The organism is Streptomyces qinglanensis (assembly GCF_900111245.1).
Lineage (GTDB): Bacteria > Actinomycetota > Actinomycetes > Streptomycetales > Streptomycetaceae > Streptomyces > Streptomyces qinglanensis.
This window is the reverse complement of record NZ_FOGO01000019.1, coordinates 138,431-156,823: the sequence shown is the minus strand read 5'-3', so window position 1 is coordinate 156,823 and position 18,393 is coordinate 138,431. Positions and strand designations below refer to the sequence as shown.

Sequence of the window (18,393 nt, the reverse complement as noted above, 5' to 3'; positions counted from 1 at the left end):
CTCCCAGGGGCGGCGTCCGAGAGGCTGCCGGGGCGAGGAGGACGGGCCATGGTGCAGAAGGCCAAGATCCTCCTGGTCGATGACCGGCCGGAGAATCTGCTGGCGCTGGAGGCGATTCTCTCCGCGCTCGATCAGACGCTGGTGCGGGCATCGTCAGGGGAGGAAGCGCTCAAGGCGCTGCTGACCGACGACTTCGCGGTCATTCTGCTGGATGTCCAGATGCCGGGCATGGACGGTTTCGAGACAGCAGCGCATATCAAGCGCCGTGAGCGCACCCGCGACATTCCGATCATCTTCCTCACGGCCATCAACCACGGCCCGCACCACACCTTCCGCGGTTACGCGGCCGGTGCGGTCGACTACATCTCCAAGCCGTTCGATCCCTGGGTGCTGCGGGCGAAGGTCTCGGTCTTCGTGGATCTCTACATGAAGAACGTGCAGCTGCGTGAGCAGGCGTCCTTGCTCCGGCTCCAACTGGAGAGCGGCGGCGGGGAGCGGAGCGCCGACCCGGCGCGCGACGGCGACGAGGCGCAGGGCCTGCTGGTCGAACTGTCGGCACGACTGGCGGCCGTCGAGGAGCAGGCCGAGGCGCTCACCAAGCAACTGGGCGGCGCGACCGACGGGGCGACCGCCGCGACCGCGGCGCACCTGGAGCGCAAACTCGCCGGGCTGCGCAGCGCACTTGACGCGCTGGGCCCGGGAACGGAGGGGGACCCCTCGGCGCAGGTGTCCTCGCAGAACTGACCGGGTGGCCGTCAGGAACGCATCGGCAGAAGTTCTCCGGCGCACCACGTCTGCTGCGGGCTGCGCCGTCACCGCCATCGGCCGCTGCCGCGCGCGGAAGTGACGCCGAGTCCGGACGACTCCGCCCCTCCCGGAGGGGCGCGGGCGGCGCCGGGCTCCGTGCCTCGGGTGCCCGACCCAGGTAACCTCACCCCCATGGCCTCACGCGCGTCGGGAACAGGAAAGGCTGCCAAGAAAGCACCCGCCAAGAAGGCTGCCCCGAAGTCCGCGAAGGCGGCCCCGGCGAAGAAGGCGCCGCCCAAGAAGGCAGCAGCCAGGAAGGCGCCCGCCAAGAAGCCCGCGGCCAAGGGCGGCAAGGGCACGGCAGCGCCGTCCCCGACCAGCGGTGTCCTCAAGGTGCTCAAGGCGTGCTGGCTCGGCCTGGCGCACGCTGTGGGCGCGCTCCTGCGGGGCATAGGGCGCAGCGGGAAGGCGCTGGATCCGGCGCATCGCAAGGACGGGCTCGCGCTGCTGCTGATCGGCCTGGCACTGATCGTCGCGGCCGGTACCTGGTCCAACCTCCAGGGGCCGGTCGGGGATCTGGTGGAGATGCTGGTGACCGGGGCGTTCGGCAGGCTGGATCTGCTGGTGCCGATACTGCTGGCCGTCATCGCGGTGCGGCTGATCCGCCATCCGGAGAAGCCCGAGGCCAACGGCCGGATCGTGATCGGGCTTTCGGCCCTGCTGATCGGAGTGCTGGGGCTCGTCCACATCGGCTGCGGCGCACCCGGCAGGGGCGCGGGCGACGATGCGCTGCGGGACGCGGGCGGCCTGGTCGGGTGGGGGGTCTCCCGGCCGCTGATCTTCACGTTGGGGGACATGCTCGCGGTGGCGCTGCTCGTCCTCGTCACCGTCTTCGGACTGCTGGTGGTGACGGCCACCCCGGTCAACGCCATCCCGCAACGGCTCCGGGCCGCCGGGGTCAGGCTGGGCGTCGTCCAGCCGGTGGCCGGCTACGACTACGACCTGGAGCCGGACGAGGAGCAGCCGGCCACCGGGCGCCGTGCGCACAGCATGCGCAAGGACCGGATTGCTCCCGCGCTCGCCGAGAAGGAGGCTCTCGACCGCCGCCGGCGGGCCGGTCCCCGGGAGGTGTTCGCGGACGGCGAGGTCGGCGCGGTCCCCGCGGGTGCCGGGGAGACCGAGCGGACGCGGGACGCGGTGGATGTGGCCGCCGCCGCTGCCGCCTCGCTGGACGGGGCGGTCGTCAACGGGGTCCAGCCGTCGCCGGTGGTCGCCGATCTGACCACCTCGGTCGCCAAGTCGCGCGGCGGGAAGCGCAAGGGCGAGGCGACCGGGTCGGCCGTGCCGGGCGCACGGGGCCGGGGCGCTGCCCAGGGCGAGGCTGTGCAGGGGGACGAGGTCACCGAGCGCACCCCGGTTCCCGACCTGACCAAGGCCGCGGCGCCGTCGGAACCCGCCGACCTGCCCGCGCGTGCCGAACAGCTCACGCTCTCCGGAGACATCACCTACGCGCTGCCGTCGCTGGACCTGCTGGAACGCGGCGGTCCGGGGCGTTCCCGCAGTGCCGCCAACGACCAGGTGGTGCAGTCGCTGACCACTGTCTTCACCGAGTTCAAGGTGAACGCCGCCGTCACCGGTTTCACCCGCGGCCCGACGGTGACCCGCTACGAGGTCGAGCTGGGGCCGGGGGTGAAGGTCGAGAAGATCACGGCTCTGGCCAAGAACATCGCCTACGCCGTGGCCAGCCCCGACGTCCGCATCATCAATCCGATTCCCGGCAAGTCCGCGGTGGGCATCGAGATCCCCAACAGCGACCGGGAGATGGTCAATCTCGGTGACGTGCTGCGTTCCGCAGACGCCTCGGGCGAGGAGCATCCGCTGCTGGTGGGTCTCGGCAAGGACGTCGAGGGCGGCTACGTCTCGGCCAACCTCGCGAAGATGCCGCACATCCTCGTCGCGGGCGCCACCGGCTCCGGCAAGTCCTCCTGCATCAACTGCCTCATCACCTCGGTCATGGCGCGTGCCACGCCGGAGGAGGTGCGGATGGTGCTCGTCGACCCCAAGCGCGTCGAGCTGACCGCCTACGAGGGCATCCCCCACCTGATCACCCCGATCATCACCAACCCCAAGAAGGCCGCCGAAGCCCTCCAGTGGGTCGTGCGCGAGATGGATCTGCGCTACGACGACCTGGCGGCGTTCGGGTTCCGGCACATCGACGACTTCAACGAGGCGGTACGGGCCGGACGGGTGTCCGCTCCCGAGGGCAGCGAGCGGGAGCTGACGCCGTACCCCTATCTGCTGGTGATCGTGGACGAGCTGGCCGACCTGATGATGGTGGCACCGCGCGACGTGGAGGACGCGATCGTGCGGATCACCCAGCTCGCGCGGGCCGCCGGCATCCATCTGGTGCTGGCGACCCAGCGGCCGTCGGTGGACGTCGTCACCGGCCTCATCAAGGCGAACGTCCCCTCCCGGCTCGGCTTCTCCACCTCCTCCCTGGCCGACAGCCGCGTCATCCTCGACCAGGGCGGTGCCGAGAAGCTCATCGGCAAGGGCGACGGGCTGTTCCTGCCGATGGGTGCGGGCAAACCGACCCGGATGCAGGGCGCCTACGTCAATGAGCAGGAGGTCCAGGCGGTCGTCGAGCACTGCAAGGCGCAGATGACGCCCGTCTTCCGGGAGGACGTGACCGGGGCGCAGGGCAAGAAGAAGGAGATCGACGAGGAGATCGGCGACGACATGGATCTGCTCTGCCAGGCGGCGGAGCTGGTGGTCTCCACCCAGTTCGGGTCGACCTCGATGCTCCAGCGCAAGCTGCGGGTCGGCTTCGCCAAGGCGGGGCGGCTGATGGACCTGATGGAGTCGCGCGGCGTGGTGGGGCCCAGCGAGGGCTCCAAAGCGCGGGACGTGCTGGTCAAGCCCGATGAGCTGGACGAGGTGCTCACGGTCGTCAGAGGCGGCGGGCAGTAGTCCCCGTGCGCAGGCCCCGTGCCGCGCTCGGCACGCTCGCCGGGGCGGGGCGGTCCGCTGCCCGCCGTCGGACGGCTTCCAGGGCGCCTCCGGGGCGCCGCACACCGGCTGCACGGGGGTACAGCTCACTCGAAAGGGCGGTCGAGGCAACCGTTTCCGTGGTCTGCACGTCAAGTTGAGGGAAGGGACGGCAGAGACGTCGGCGTACTCGGTTCCGCGCGGGCGCCCCTCGGCGCAGCTCGGTCATTCGTACGCCATACATATGGCGTACAAACTTGCTCCGCCCGCTTGCCCCACCCTTTTGCTCCGCCCCTAGACTGAACCTCCAGCAGGTGGCTACACGCTCGAAAGGCGCCCCCGTGTCCATCGGCAACTCCCCCGAAGAGGACCGGCCCCCGGTCGGTCGAGCCCTCCAGCAGGCCCGCATCGACGCACGGCTGACCGTGGAAGAGGTCAGTACCGCCACCCGGGTGCGTGTCCCGATCGTGCAGGCGATCGAACAGGACGACTACTCCCGGTGCGGCGGAGACGTGTACGCGCGCGGTCACCTCCGTACCCTGGCACGCGCGGTCGGCCTCGACGGCGACGCCCTGGTCGCGCAGTACGACGAGGAACACGGCGGCCGTCCCGAGCCCACGCCGCCCGCGACCCTGTTCGAGGCGGAGCGCATCCGTCCGGAGCCCCGCAGGCCGAACTGGACGGCCGCGATGGTCGCCGCCATCGTCGCGGTGGTCGGTTTCGTCGGTTTCACTCTCGTCGGCGGCGGCGGTGGCGAGGACTCCGGCAAGCAGGCCGCGGAGGAGGCACCGTCGGGGAAGCCCTCCGCGGACCCCTCGCCCTCCAGGAAGAGCGACCCCAAGCCGTCCGAGAGTGCCATCGCCGGGGCGCCCGCCGACAAGGTCACCGTCCGGATGACCGCGGAGAAGGGGAACAGCTGGGTCTCCGCGAAGGACCACAACGGGCGACTGATCCACGAAGGCGTGCTCAAGGAGGGGCAGTCCAAGACCCTCACCGACGACAAGCGGCTCGACCTCGTGCTGGGCAACGCCGGAGGCGTGAAGCTGTACGTCAACGGCAAGCAGGTGGAGCACGCGGGCGAGGTCGGCCAGGTGCAGCGGCTCAGCTACACCCGGGGCGACCCCGAAGCGGGCTGACCAGCGCTCGTGCAGCGGGGCCCGGCGCGGGCCCGCCGCCGGGTGGGGCGCTGCGCCCGTACCGGTGAGCTGCGCGGTCGCAACCTGGCGGCGGATGGTGCCGGAGGGACAAAGTAGGCTGAGCCCATGCCCGAACGCCGTACCGTCGCCCTTGTCACTCTCGGCTGCGCCCGTAACGAGGTGGACTCGGAAGAGCTCGCAGGCCGCCTGGCGGCGGATGGCTGGGATCTCGTCGAGGATGCCGCCGCCGCCGATGTCGCCGTCGTCAACACCTGCGGTTTCGTCGAGGCCGCCAAGAAGGACTCCGTAGACGCGCTGCTGGAGGCCAACGACCTCAAGAACGCAGCCAGGGAGGGCGAGGGCAGAACCCAGGCCGTGGTGGCCGTGGGCTGCATGGCCGAGCGGTACGGCAAGGAGCTGGCCGAGGCGCTGCCCGAGGCGGACGGGGTCCTCGGATTCGACGACTACACAGACATCTCCGACCGGCTCCGCACCATCCTGGGCGGCGGAGTGCACGCGCCGCACGTCCCGCGCGACCGGCGCAAGCTGCTGCCCGTGAGCCCGGCCGAGCGCCAGGGTGCCGCAGTCGCACTGCCCGGGCACGGGGCCGCGGGAGCCGCCGGAGCGACCGCGGAGCAGAGCGCCGCCGAGGCTGCCGAGTCCGCGCCCACAGACCTCCCCGAGGGCGTCGCGCCGGCCTCGGGGCCGCGCGCGCCGCTGCGGCGGCGGCTGGGCAGCAGCCCCGTCGCCTCCGTCAAACTCGCCTCCGGCTGCGACCGCCGGTGCTCCTTCTGCGCCATTCCGTCCTTCCGCGGCTCGTTCATCTCGCGCCGCCCGGCGGACGTGCTCACGGAGACCAGATGGCTCGCCGAGCAGGGTGTCCGGGAGATCATGCTGGTCTCCGAGAACAACACTTCCTACGGGAAGGACCTGGGGGACATCAGGCTGCTGGAGACGCTGCTGCTGGAGCTGGCCGCCGTCGAGGGCATCGAACGGGTGCGGGTGAGCTACCTCCAGCCGGCCGAGATGCGGCCCGGACTGATCGACGTGCTCACCGGTACCGAGAAGGTCGCTCCCTACTTCGACCTGTCCTTCCAGCATTCGGCGCCGGGCGTGCTGCGCGCGATGCGGCGCTTCGGCGACACCGAGCGCTTCCTCGGGCTGCTGGAGGAGATCCGTACGAGGGCTCCGCAGGCGGGTGCCCGGTCGAACTTCATCGTCGGCTTCCCCGGCGAGAGTGAGCAGGACGTGGCGGAGCTTGAGCGCTTCCTGACCGAAGCGCGTCTCGACGCGATCGGGGTGTTCGGGTACTCGGACGAGGACGGCACCGAGGCTGCCGGGTACGCGGACAAGGTGGATCCGGACGAGGTCGCCGAGCGGCTCGCACGCATGTCCAGGCTCGCCGAGGAGCTGACCGCCCAGCGTGCCGAGGAGCGGGTGGGGGAGACCGTCCAGGTGCTGGTCGAGACCCACGACGAGGAGGACGGGCCGCTCGGGCGCGGTGCGCACCAGGCGCCGGAGACCGACGGCCAGGTACGTCTGGTGCGGCCGGACGCGTCCGGCCCGGTCCCGGCGGCGGACCGGGTGCCGGTGGGCCGGATGGTCGAGGCGCGGGTCGTCGCGGCCGAGGGCGTGGACCTGGTCGCGGAGCCCCTCACGGCCGCCCCCGCGGGGCACGGCACCGCCCCGGCCGCCCGCCCGGCGGGCGCCGGCCTGCTCCCCGTCGGGGAGGAGGCCGGCAGATGACCGGAGTCCCGGCCTCCGCGGCCCGGCGTGGCACCGTACCCAAACCGGCGGCGGCGAGCACGGTACGCCCTGTGAGCCTGTGGAACATCGCGAACATCCTGACCATGGTGCGGCTCCTGCTGGTGCCCGGGTTCGTGCTGCTCATGGTCGCGAACGGCGGTCACGACCCGGCCTGGCGCTCGTTCGCCTGGGCCGCGTTCACCATCGCCATGATCACCGACCTGTTCGACGGGGAGCTGGCGCGCCGCTACAACCTCGTCACCGACTTCGGGAAGATCGCCGATCCCATAGCGGACAAGGCGATCATGGGAGCGGCGCTGATCTGCCTCTCCGCCCTTTCGGACCTGCCGTGGTGGGTCACCGGCGTGATCCTCTTCCGCGAGCTGGGCATCACCCTGATGCGCTTCTGGGTGATCAGGCACGGGGTCATCCCGGCCAGCCGCGGCGGCAAGATGAAGACGCTCGCCCAGGGCGTCGCCGTCGGCATGTACGTGCTGGCGCTGACCGGTCCGCTGGCCACCGCGCGCTGGTGGGTGATGGGGGTGGCCGTCGTCCTCACCGTCGTCACCGGTCTCGACTACGTACGCCAGGCCGTCGTGCTGCGCCGGGCCGGACTGGCCGCGGAGGCGGACGGGAGTGCGTCGTCCCCGGCGGCAAGCGCATCGCCCCCGGCCGGGAGCGGGCCGGAGGACGGCGAGGACGCTGCGCACGGTGAGAGCGCAGCGGGTGCCGACGCGGAGGACGCGGGTAGCTCCGGGAACCCGGGGAAGGCGCAGAATGCCGGCAGCGAAGAAGACACCGGAGGTGAGCGGTCCTGACGCAGGCGGATTCCCGGGCTGGTGGCGTGCTGGCGCTGCTCGCCGAGCGGGGCCAGACGCTCGCAGTGGCGGAGTCGCTGACCGGAGGACTGGTCGCGGCCGAGATCACCGGCGTCCCAGGCGCCTCACGGGTCTTCCGTGGTTCGGTGACCGCGTATGCGACCGCGCTCAAGAGGGATGTACTCGGTGTGGACGGGGCACTCCTTGAGGAGCGGGGTGCTGTCGACGCCGAGGTCGCGCGTCGGATGGCGCACGGGGTACGCACGGTGCTCGGCGCCGACTGGGGCCTCGCCACCACGGGCGTGGCCGGGCCCGACCCCCAGGACGGGCAACCGGTCGGAACGGTGTACGTCGCCGTCGCCGCTCCCGGGTCGCCGGCAGTGGCGCGGAAGCTGCGGTTGGCGGTCGGCCGGAGCGGTGAGCCGGCCGCCGGCGGCGGTGCGACAGCCGAGGAACGTGAGCGTGCCGGGATTCGCACGGAGAGTGTTCGAGGAGCGCTGGAGCTGCTCTACGACGAACTGATCGAAAATGCCGGAGGGCAGGATAGGGAACAGAGCGGGGGGAATGGATGTTTGCAGCCCTGAGTGAACACGACATCGCTCCCCGCACGGCCGCCTGCCGAGGCGGTACGGTGGAGCCTGAAGGAGTCGGGGCCAACTGGCCGTCCCGATACAGGCTGTGGAAGACGCCGCGCGTTGAGAGGGAGGAGCACCGATGATTCTGCTCCGTCGCCTGTTGGGTGACGTGCTGCGTCGGCAGCGCCAACGCCAGGGTCGCACCCTGCGCGAAGTCTCATCGTCCGCCAGGGTCTCGCTCGGATACCTCTCCGAGGTCGAGCGCGGCCAGAAGGAAGCCTCGTCCGAGCTGCTCTCATCGATCTGTGACGCCCTCGATGTGCGGATGTCCGAGCTGATGCGGGAGGTCAGCGACGAGCTGGCGCTCGCTGAGCTGGCCGAGTCCGCGGCGAGCGACGCCGTGCCCGCCCCGATGCGGCCGGTGCTCAACCCGCTGTCCGTTACCTCGGTCACCGGGGTGCCCGAGGAGCGCGTCACGATCAAGGCGCCGACAGAGGCCGTGGACGTGGTCGCTGCCTGACGCCGGGTGGCGATCGTGGCTGCGTACGCCGCTGCCGGGGTTCCGTGCGGTGCGCGGGACGCGGCAGCCGGGTGAGATGTGGAACGACAGGCCCCGCCGGACTCTTCCGGCGGGGCCTTCGTGTGTACCGGGGCCGGCCGCGCCCGTGGCGGTCCCCGTCGCCCGGGCCCGAGCCACGGGCAGCTCCTTCCGGGCCCCGTACCGCGCCCGGAGCGGGCCGGGGGCGGGCTCCTGCCGGGCATCACGCTGCACGCTGCGAGATCGTGCCTCCCGGGTACGACGACGTGCTGTGGTCGCGGGGTCGCCCGGGGTGCGGGACGATGGCGATGTTCTCGGGCGATGTTCTCGATTTCGTCGACGGCCCGTCCGCACCGCTGTGCGCGGCACTCCGCCCCATGCGGCCTGGACGTCGTCGCGGGAGGTGGCGGCATGTCGGCTGTGCGCCCGTTGCTGCGGTGTCGCTGGGCACTCGGGAGTGCCTGTGCCCTCGGCTGGCTGTGCGCGATATGGCGGGTGGCCGCAGGGGAGGGCGGTCCGGTGGAGGCGTCGGTGACGGCGGGGGGATGGGGGTTGAGCGTACTGCCCGTGCACGTGGCGCGAGCGCGCCCGGCTCGGGAGCGTGCGGACGCCCGGCGGGCTGCCCCGGCAGGGCGACCCGGCCGAGGAAGCGCAGGATCCGCCCGGTCGTGACAGGCGAGAGGCCGGACGCCGGATACGGCGTACTGGGCGCACGCGCGCAGGATCCGACCGCCCCGGTCCGTTTCGCGGCGGGAGCGCGGAGGCCGCCGAAGCCGGCAGCGAGGACGTGGGCCGGTGCCTCCGGACCTCCCGGCGGTGCCGCAGTGTGCCCACGGCGCGGCGGTGCGAAGCCGTTCCGGGGCCGGCGTGGAGCTGCCGCCGCGGATTCGGTGGTCTCCGCGCGGTCGGATGAGTCCCTCCAGGCGTGCCGAGGGCCGTCCGCCCTCCTGCGTGATCAGTTCCGCTGTGTGCGCCGTTCCTTCTCACCGCGGTCCGCACAGTGCGCTGAGGCGCTGTGCGGACGCTGCCGCCGGAAGCGAGGTCACCCAGGGCGGCCCTGCCGTTCCGGTCGTCCATCAGGTACCGCGAGTACCAGAGGCCCGCGGTCCGACGAGGTCGCCTGCGAGTTGACGGGACGTCAAGTACCGCTGGATCGTGCTCCTTGTCCGGCGTCCCCGGGCGTCGGCTGGCAGTGCGGGCAGTACCAGACGGTGCGGACGCGGTCGGGCGGTCCGTGGGAGCCGGTGCGGATCGGGGTGCCGCAGCGGTGGCACGGGCGGTTCCCGCGGCCGTAGACCGCCAGACCGCGGTCCGGCCGCGGGCTGTTGGTGGTGCGGCGGCGGAGCCGGTCCTTGTTGGCCTCCAGCAGCCGCTTGGCGGCGCCGACCAAGCGGGCCGACAGCCCCGCGGGCAGCGAGCCCACCGGGGTCCAGGGCGAAGTGCGGGCGAGAAAGCACAACTCGGCCGCGTAGACGTTGCCGACACCCGCCAGGTTGCGCTGGTCGAGCAGTGCCTCGACCAGCGGGCGCGCCGGGTCCTGGAGCAGCCGCCGTTCGGCTTCGGCCGCGTCCCAGTCGGGGCCGAGCAGATCGGGACCCAGATGGCCGACCACCGTGAACTCCGCCGAGGTGCGTACCAGTTCCAGTACGGGGAGCCGGATCCCGGCGGCAGTGTGCGAACCGGTGGCCAGGAGCGCACGGATCTGGTGGCCGGGGCCGAAACCTCTGAGCGGGTCGGTGTGGCCCGGCGGGTCTGCCCTGATCCGCCACGCACCCTCCATGCCCAGATGGGAGTGCACCGTCAAGCCGCCCTCGACGCGCATCAGCAGGTGTTTGCCGCGCGGAGTGACATCCAGCAGCATCCGGCCCGACAGATCGACCGTCGCCATCCTGGGCACCCGGAAATCCGTGCGGACCAGCGCCTGTCCCGCCAGCGCCGAATGCAGCGCGTGCGCGGTGCGCCAGACGGTGTCCCCCTCGGGCATCGGCCGTCACTCCTTCCGCGGCTTCCACGGCTTCCACGACATTCCCGGCCTTCCGGCAACCTGCGCCATCCCGGCTCCCTGGGACATATGCCCATGGTTGCAGGAGCCGGCGACGGAAGCGGGGGAGAGCGGCGGGAAGTGCCGGACGATCACGGGATACGATCCAGGGCCATGGGGCAGTGGGGATACCAACGACAGCACGACGCGCTCGACGTGGACGGAGAGGCCGAGGCCGAGCAGAGGGACGCGCTGGAGGGCGCGCGGGACTGGGTCGAGGACCATCTGGACCGCTGGCAGCCGGTGCTGCCCGACCTCAACCGCCATGTCGAGGGCGCCGTCACCCGGATGCAGTACCTCGCCGACCACCTGCGGCGGTCGGGGGAGCGGGCGCTGGCGGAGTGCGGACTGCGGCGGGAGGAGCACGAAGTCCTGCACCTCCTTGCCGGGAACAGCGGGCAGGCGGACCTCACCGGGCTCGCCGTCGATCTCGGCGCGGCGCCCAACGCCGTGTCCGAGCTGTTGGACGTGCTGGAGCAGCGGGACCTCGTGGCCCGCACCGCCTCCGGTGGCCCCTCCCCGCAAGTCGTCCTCACCGACGAGGGGCGCTCCGTGTGGCTGGCCGCCATCGAGACGGCAGCCGAGGAGGAGCGTCGCCTGTTCGGCGTCCTCGACTGGCACGAACAGCGACTGCTCGCCGGCCTTCTCCGGCAGATCATGCTGGCGACCCGCTCCGACAGCGAGTCCTCCGGGGCATCCGGTCAGGAGTGACGAGTGACCACCCGCCGCGCGGTTTCCGGGGCGGACGGCGCCGGCACCAGGGGCCGGGTGGGACAGCGTCGTCCCGCCGACGGCGCACGGCTATCTCGCGCGCAGCCGCAGTCCGCGCGGGGTCGGATGGAACCCCGCGGCCTCCAGGGCGGGGCTCAACGGTGACGACAGCGCTGCCGTGCCGTTGACCCGCTCCACCGTGACCGTACCGAGCGCGCCCCGGCGCGCTGCCTCGGCGAGCGCCTCGACGGCCGCCACCACCTGCGCGGAGTCGGGTCGGTCCGCGGTTTCCGGGGCCGACGCGCCCGCGGGCTCACCCGGGGCGCCCTCCGGCGCCGCGGGATCCCGAGCCCAGGCCAGCAGCGTCTTCCCGCCGCGTTCGACGTAGAGGGTCAGCGCGCCGTCGACCAGCACGACCAGTGCGCCCGCCTTTCGTCCTGGCTTGTGGGTGGCACCGGCTGGCGGCGGCGGCCAGGGCAGGGCGGCACCGTAGGCGTTCGCCGGGTCGGCGGCCGCCAGCACCAGCGCACCCGATGCCGCACGGGCACTGCCTCCGCGCGGGCCGCCGTACGCGCCGGGGACGCCGCCCTCCCGCTCCCGGGCTGTGCTGACCGCGCGCAGTCTGTCCACCGCGCCGTCCATGGCGAACTGCGCGGCGCCCAGTCCCTCGACCACGTAGCCGCGCCGCGCCTGCCCGCTCTCCTCGAAGGCGGACAGCACCCGGTACGCGGCCGAGAACCCGCCCTCGACGCCCTCGGCGGCCACCGCGCCCCGCGTGACCACCCCGTGCCGGTCCAGCAGGGTGCGTGCCAGCGCGTGCGCCCGGTGCGTGGGGTCGCTCTCCGCGGCGGGCAGCAGCGACCAGCGTCCGGCTACGGTCGGTGGCGCGGCTGCCGGTGCGCGCCCCGGGCCGCGGCGGCCCGCACCGCTGCCCGCGGCGATTGCTGCCGCCGTGAACGAGCCGTAGCGCCCGCGCGGGGTGGGCCGCTTCGCGCGGTGCGCCGTCGAGCCGGCCGTACGCCCCGAGCCCAGCAGCGCGCGCAGCGGTGCGAGCGTGTCACCGGTGACCCTCCCCGACCACACGAGATCCCACAGCGCCTCCGTGAGCTGTGGATCGGTCGACTCCGGATGGGCGGCCCGCGCGCGCTCGGCGATCTGCCGGAAGAACAGCCCGTAGCCCCCTTCCAGCGCGGTCAGCACCGCCTGGTGCACCGGAGTCAGTTCCAGCGGATGCGGGGTGGGCAGCAGCAGCGGGGCGGCGTCGGCCGGCAGCAGCGAGATCCAGCCGTCCTTGCCGGGCAGCGCTCCCGCACCCGCCCAGACGACCTCCCCCGAGGCGGTCAGCTCGTCCAGCATGGGCGGCGCGTAGTCCGCGACTCTGCCGGGCAGCACCAGCTTCTCCAGCGCGGACGCCGGAACAGGCGCCCCCTGCAACTGCTCCACTGTGCGCAGCAGCCCCTCCACACCCCGCAGGCTGTTGGTGCGCACATGCTGCCACTGCGGCAGAAAAGCGGCCAGCGACTGCGGGGCGACCGGCTCCAACTCCTGGCGCAGCGCCGCCAGCGAACGGCGCCGCAGCCTGCGCAGCACCCCGGCGTCGCACCACTCCTGTCCGATCCCCGAGGGGTGGAACTCGCCCTGCACCAGCCGGCCACCGGCCGCCAGCCGGTGCAGCGCACCGTCCGCGACGGCGGTCCCGAGCCCGAAGCGGTCCGCAGCCGCGGCGGAGGTGAACGGGCCGTGCGTGCGGGCGTAGCGCGAGAGCAGGTCGCCCAGCGGGTCCGCCACCGGCTCGGTGAAGGCTTCGGGAACCCCGACGGGCAGTGCCACCCCGAGCGCGTCCCGCAACCGTCCCGCGTCCTCGATCGCCGCCCAGTGGTCCCGGCCCGCGATCCGTACCCGGACGGCGCGGCGGGCCTTCTCCAACTCTGCCGCCCAGCCCGGCTCGGCGCCGCGTTCCGCCAACTCGTCCGGGGTGAGCGGGCCCAGCAGCCGCAGCAGGTCGGCCACACCCTCCACGTCCTTGAGGCGGCGGTCCTCGGTACGCCACTGGAGTTCCCGCTCCAGCTCGACCAGCACGTCGGCGTCCAGCAGTTCCCGCAGCTCCGCCTGGCCCAGCAGCTCCGACAGCAGTCGGGAGTCCAGGGAGAGCGCGGCGGCCCGCCGCTCGGCCAGCGGCGAGTCGCCCTCGTACAGATACTGGGCGACGTAACCGAACAGCAGCGACCGGGCGAACGGTGACGGCTCCGGCGTGGTGACCTCGACCACGCGCACCCGGCGGGCCTCGATGTCGCCCATCAGCTCCGTGAGCCCCGGCACGTCGAACACGTCCTGGAGGCACTCGCGCACCGCCTCCAGGACGATCGGGAAGGAGCCGAACTCGGCAGCCACTTGGAGGAGTTGGGACGCCCGCTGGCGCTGCTGCCACAGGGGCGTGCGTCTGCCCGGGCTGCGGCGCGGCAGCAGCAGGGCGCGCGAGGCGCACTCCCGGAAGCGGGCCGCGAACAGGGCCGAATTGCCCACCTGGTCGGTGACGGTCTGCTCGACCTCGCCCTTGTCGAAGAGGACGTCGCCGACGCCCAGCGGGGGCTCGTCCTGGTCGGCCGGGGCTTCCTGCGCGGGCGTGCGCGGCGGGCGCGCCTCCCCGTCGAACAGGCCGGGGTCCATCAGCTCCGCGTCCGGCAGCCGCAGCACCAGGCCGTCGTCGGCGTGCATCACCTGCGCGTCCATGCCGTACCGCTCCGCCAGCCGGGCGCCGATGGCCAGCGCCCAGGGCGCGTGCACCTGGGCGCCGAACGGCGAGTGCACCACGATGCGCCAGTCGCCCAGCTCGTCGCGGAAGCGCTCGACGACGATCGTCCGGTCGTCCGGGACGTGCCCCGCGGCCTCGCGCTGCTCGCTCAGGTAGGCCAGCAGATTGCCGATCGCCAGCGTGTCCATCCCGGAGGCCGCCAGCCGCTGCTCCGCCTGCTCGCGGGAGAGCGAGCCGACCTCCCGCAGGAAGGCGCCCAGCGCCCGGCCCAGCTCCAGCGGTCTGCCCAACTGGTCGCCGCGCCAGAACGGCAGCCGGCCCGGCACCCCGGGCGCGGGAGTGACGAGTACCCGGTCCCGGGTGATGTCCTCGATCCGCCAGGTCGTCGTCCCGAGGGTGAAGACATCACCCACCCGGGACTCGTAGACCATCTCCTCGTCCAGCTCCCCGACGCGGCCGCCGCCCTTCTTGGGGTCGGTTCCGGCCAGGAACACCCCGAACAGCCCCCGGTCCGGGATGGTGCCGCCGGAGGTGACGGCCAGCCGCTGGGCGCCCGGACGGCCGCTGAGCGTCCCCGCCACCCGGTCCCACACCAGGCGCGGGCGCAGCTCCGCGAAGGCGTCCGAGGGGTACCGCCCCGCCAGCATGTCCAGCACCGAGGTGTAGGCGGATTCCGGAAGCGCGGCGAACGGCGCCGCCCGCCGCACCAGAGCCAGCAGCTCGTCCACGTTCCAGGTGTCCACCGAGACCATCGCGACGATCTGCTGGGCGAGGACGTCCAGGGGGTTGGCGGGGATGCGCAGCGCCTCGATGGCGCCCTCGCGCATCCGCTCGGTGACCACGGCGGACTGCACCAGATCGCCCCGGTACTTGGGGAAGACCACTCCCGCCGAGACCGCGCCCACCTGGTGGCCCGCCCGGCCCACCCGCTGCAGCCCCGAAGCTACCGAGGGCGGCGACTCCACCTGGATCACGAGATCGACGGCTCCCATGTCGATCCCCAGCTCCAGACTGGAGGTGGCCACCACGGCCGGCAGCCTGCCCGCCTTCAGATCCTCCTCGACCTGGGAGCGCTGCTCCTTGGAGACCGAGCCGTGGTGCGCCCGGGCTAGCAGCGCGGGTGCTCCGGTGACGGCGCCCGCGTTGCCCATCAGCTCGGCCGGCGAGTGGTCCTCGGGCATGGGCTCGCCCGTGGCGCGCTCGTAGGCGATCTCGTTCAGCCGGTTGCACAGCCGCTCGGCCAGCCGCCGTGAGTTGGCGAAGACGATGGTGGAGCGGTGCTCCTGGATGAGATCGGTGATCCGCTCCTCCACCGAGGGCCAGATCGACGGTGTGTCCCCGCCCCCGGGGCCACCGCCCGCGGCTCCGGAGGCGTCCTGCGCGGGGGAACCTCCCAGCTCGCCCATGTCCTCGACGGGCACCACGACCGAGAGGTCGAACCGCTTGCCCGAGGGTGGCTGCACGATCGCGGCGTTCCTGCGGGGCGAGAGGAAGCGGGCCACCTCGTCCACCGGCCGCACGGTGGCCGACAGGCCGATCCGGCGCGCGGGGGCGTCCAGCAGTTCGTCGAGCCGCTCCAGGGAGAGCGCCAGGTGCGCACCCCGCTTGGTGCCCGCCACCGCGTGCACCTCGTCGAGGATCACCGTCCCGACGCCGGAGAGCGTTTCCCGGGCGCCGGAGGTCAGCATCAGGAACAGCGACTCGGGGGTGGTGATCAGAATGTCCGGCGGGCGCCGGGCGAGCGCTCTGCGCTCGGTCGCGGGAGTGTCGCCGGAACGGATCCCGACCCGGATCTCCGGCTCGGGCAGCCCCAGCCGCAGCGACTCCTGCCGGATACCCGTGAGGGGGCTGCGCAGATTGCGTTCGACATCGACCGCGAGCGCCTTCAGTGGCGACACGTACAGCACACGGCAGCGCTTGAGCGGGTCGGCGGGCGGCGGAGCGGCGGCCAGCGCGTCCAGCGAGGCGAGGAAGGCCGCGAGCGTCTTGCCCGAGCCGGTCGGTGCCACCACGAGCGCGTCCGACTCCTCAGCCAGCGCACGCCAGGCGCCCTCCTGCGCGGCGGTGGGCTCGCTGAAGGCACCCGTGAACCATGCACGGGTCGCCGGTGAGAAGGCGTCCAGCGCCGATGTCCGACCCATGGTTCCCATCGTGCAGCACGGCACTGACACCGGCCCGGGACCGCGCCCGGCGGCTCCGGGGGGGGGGGGCGCCCGGGGGCGCCCGGAAGAGCGGCGCCGAAGCCGACCCAGCCTCCGCTCATCGGAGCATCCGGTCATCGGAGCATCGGAACGGAGGACAATGGGGGACATGACGCGGGAGGAGAAGGCGCACTACTGGCAGTCGCCGAAGCTGCCGGGAGTGGACCTGCTGCGGGCGCGCTACATCCGCAAGACGTTCGCCCGGCACACGCACGAGACCTATGTGCTGGCCGCCATCACCGACGGGGTGGAGGCGTTCCACCACGGCGGCCGCGTGCACCGGGTGGGCGCCGGAGGAATGGCGCTGATCAACCCGGACACGATGCACACCGGGCACGCCGGGACGCCCGAGGGCTGGTCCTACGAGGTGCTCTACCCCGACGCCGCCCTGGTCGCCCGGATCGCGGCCGAGACCACCAGCCTCCGGGGCACCCCCGGGTTCACCGTCGCGGCTGCCGACGACCCGGTCTCGGCCCACCAGGTGCGGGCCGTGCACCGGGCGCTCGGCGAGGGCGACGCGCTCGCCGCCGACACCCACCTGCACGCGGTGGTCGCCCGGCTGCTGACACTGCACGGCGGCGTGCTGCCCGAACGCCCGGTCCGCCTCGCGGGCGCCCGGTACGCGCTGCGGGCCCGCGCGGTGCTGGAAGAGCGGATGGCCGACCCGCCCACTCTGGAGAGCCTCGCCGCCGAACTGGGGACCAGCCCCTTCGCCCTGCTGCGCGCCTTCCGCCGGATGTACGGGATGCCGCCGCACACCTGGCTGACGGACGCGCGCGTGCACCGGGCACGCACCCTGCTGGACGCGGGGCTGCCACTCGCGGAGACGGCCACGGCCGTCGGCTTCACCGACCAGTCCCACCTGACACGGCACTTCGGGCGGATCATCGGCGTACCGCCCGGCGCCTACCGGCGGGGGCGTGCAAGAACGTACAAGAACGGATGAACTCCGGTTCCCTAACGTGACCGCGTGCCACAGCAGAGAGAAACCCTCGACCAACCGGAGGCGCCGGGCGCCTCCGCACCCCCGGAAACCACCGGCATACCGAGCGCGCCGGGCGAGGCCGCAGCGGAGAGCCCGCACGGCGGGCGCGACGACCGAGCCGTCGTACGGGACGCACTGGGCGTCGGCGTCGCGGTCGGTCTCTCCGGGTTCGCCTTCGGCGTGACGGCCGCCGGCGCGGGCGTCTCCCTCGCCCAGACCTGCGCCCTGAGCCTGTTCGTCTTCACCGGCGCCTCGCAGTTCGCCCTCGTCGGCGCGCTCGCCGCCGGAGGCGGGCCCCTGACCGCCGCTGCCGGTGCCTTCTTCCTCAGCTTCCGGAACGCCTTCTACGGGCTGCGGCTCTCCCGGCTGCTGGGGCTGCGCGGCAGTGTGCGACTGGCCGCCGCGCACTGGGTGATCGACGAGACCTCGGCCGTCGCCCTGGCGCAGCGCGGACAGCACGCGGTCCGGCTCGGTTTCACCGTCACCGGGGCGACGCTGTTCGTGCTGTGGAACCTCACCACCCTGATCGGCGCGCTGGGCGCCGGCGCCTTGGGCGACACGGACACCTGGGGCCTGGACGCGGCCGGCCCCGCGGCCTTCCTCGCCCTGCTGGCGCCCATGCTCCGCACCGGCTCGGAGCGGGCGACAGCAGCTCTCGCCGTCGCCCTGGGACTCGGGCTGCTGCCGGTGCTGCCTGCCGGGGTGCCGGTGCTGGCCGCCGCGCTGGCGGCACCCCTCGTGCTGCTGGTGCACGGCAGAACGCTGCCCCGTCGGCGGGCGGCGCGGGAAGCGGAGCGGACCACGACCGAGGAGGCACGGTGAGCGTGTGGATCGCCATAGGGGCCACAGCCCTCGGCTGCTACCTGGTGAAGCTGCTCGGCCTCTCGGTGCCTGCGGGAGTGCTGGAGCGGCCCCTGGTCCAGCGACTGGCCGGGCTGCTGCCCGTCGCGCTGCTCGCGGCACTGATCGCGCAGCAGACCTTCGCCGACCAGGTGTCGCTGGTGCTCGACGCCCGCGCCGCCGGGCTCGCCGCTGCCGCTGCCGCGCTGGCGCTGCGGGCGCCGTTCCTGGTGGTCGTCGCCGCCGCGGTGCTGGTCACGGCAGGCGTACGGGCGCTGGGTTAGGGCACCCCGTCCGCGGATCCCGGCGGCCCGC

Annotated in this window: 13 protein-coding genes; 11 read left to right on the top strand and 2 right to left on the bottom strand. The window is 73.1% G+C overall.

All coding sequences use genetic code 11. The features are described from left to right. The first annotated feature begins 48 nt into the window (after nt 1-48). The 7 genes from BMX65_RS29495 to BMX65_RS29465 all read left to right on the top strand — a co-directional run bounded on the left by BMX65_RS29495 (nt 49) and on the right by BMX65_RS29465 (nt 8,530). The gene (locus tag BMX65_RS29495; protein WP_075003408.1) at nt 49-744 is read left to right on the top strand and encodes a response regulator; all 696 of its coding nucleotides are present in this window, start codon (nt 49-51) and stop codon (nt 742-744) included. Nucleotides 745-939: 195 nt separating this feature from the next. Then, nucleotides 940-3,717, top strand: coding sequence for an FtsK/SpoIIIE family DNA translocase (locus BMX65_RS29490; protein ID WP_075003407.1), 2,778 nt, complete (start codon nt 940-942; stop codon nt 3,715-3,717). Between the two features lie 359 nt (nt 3,718-4,076). Next, nucleotides 4,077-4,871 (top strand): helix-turn-helix domain-containing protein, encoded by a 795-nt coding sequence (locus tag BMX65_RS29485; RefSeq protein WP_075003406.1) that lies wholly within the window; start codon nt 4,077-4,079, stop codon nt 4,869-4,871. A gap of 126 nt (nt 4,872-4,997) precedes the next feature. Further along, complete coding sequence (gene rimO, locus BMX65_RS29480; protein ID WP_075003405.1) at nt 4,998-6,617, top strand: 30S ribosomal protein S12 methylthiotransferase RimO; 1,620 nt, start codon at nt 4,998-5,000, stop codon at nt 6,615-6,617. Continuing rightward, the gene (gene pgsA / locus BMX65_RS29475; RefSeq protein WP_079172140.1) at nt 6,614-7,435 is read left to right on the top strand and encodes a CDP-diacylglycerol--glycerol-3-phosphate 3-phosphatidyltransferase; all 822 of its coding nucleotides are present in this window, start codon (nt 6,614-6,616) and stop codon (nt 7,433-7,435) included. The genes rimO and pgsA overlap by 4 nt, the downstream gene beginning before the upstream one ends. After that, nucleotides 7,432-8,019, top strand: coding sequence for a CinA family protein (locus tag BMX65_RS29470; RefSeq protein WP_075003404.1), 588 nt, complete (start codon nt 7,432-7,434; stop codon nt 8,017-8,019). Before pgsA ends, BMX65_RS29470 begins: the two co-directional genes overlap by 4 nt. 130 nt (nt 8,020-8,149) lie before the next feature. Further along, complete coding sequence (locus tag BMX65_RS29465; protein WP_019360111.1) at nt 8,150-8,530, top strand: helix-turn-helix domain-containing protein; 381 nt, start codon at nt 8,150-8,152, stop codon at nt 8,528-8,530. A 1,156-nt stretch (nt 8,531-9,686) separates the two neighbouring features. Here BMX65_RS29465 and BMX65_RS29455 read toward each other — a convergent pair. Next, nucleotides 9,687-10,532, bottom strand: a complete 846-nt coding sequence (locus BMX65_RS29455; RefSeq protein ID WP_075003402.1) for a DNA-formamidopyrimidine glycosylase family protein — start codon at nt 10,530-10,532, stop codon at nt 9,687-9,689. A gap of 171 nt (nt 10,533-10,703) precedes the next feature. Between BMX65_RS29455 and BMX65_RS29450 the strand changes: the two genes are divergently transcribed. After that, entirely contained in the window at nt 10,704-11,300 is a 597-nt protein-coding gene (locus tag BMX65_RS29450) for a MarR family winged helix-turn-helix transcriptional regulator (protein WP_079172139.1), read from the top strand. A gap of 90 nt (nt 11,301-11,390) precedes the next feature. On the opposite strand, the gene BMX65_RS29445 is transcribed toward BMX65_RS29450, so the two are convergent. Further along, nucleotides 11,391-16,193 (bottom strand): Lhr family ATP-dependent helicase, encoded by a 4,803-nt coding sequence (locus BMX65_RS29445; protein ID WP_239501930.1) that lies wholly within the window; start codon nt 16,191-16,193, stop codon nt 11,391-11,393. Nucleotides 16,194-16,353: 160 nt separating this feature from the next. On the opposite strand from BMX65_RS29445, the gene BMX65_RS29440 reads away from it, so the two are divergent. From BMX65_RS29440 to BMX65_RS29430, 3 genes are read left to right on the top strand one after another with little or no spacing between them, the layout of a single operon-like run. Further along, nucleotides 16,354-17,199: an AraC family transcriptional regulator gene (locus tag BMX65_RS29440; protein ID WP_075003400.1), complete on the top strand. Its 846-nt coding sequence runs from the start codon at nt 16,354-16,356 to the stop codon at nt 17,197-17,199. Nucleotides 17,200-17,223: 24 nt separating this feature from the next. Next, entirely contained in the window at nt 17,224-18,060 is an 837-nt protein-coding gene (locus BMX65_RS29435) for an AzlC family ABC transporter permease (RefSeq protein ID WP_107437616.1), read from the top strand. Continuing rightward, on the top strand, nt 18,057-18,362 hold the full coding sequence (locus BMX65_RS29430; protein WP_075003399.1) for an AzlD domain-containing protein: 306 nt from the start codon (nt 18,057-18,059) through the stop codon (nt 18,360-18,362). The genes BMX65_RS29435 and BMX65_RS29430 overlap by 4 nt, the downstream gene beginning before the upstream one ends. Nucleotides 18,363-18,393 lie beyond the last annotated feature (31 nt).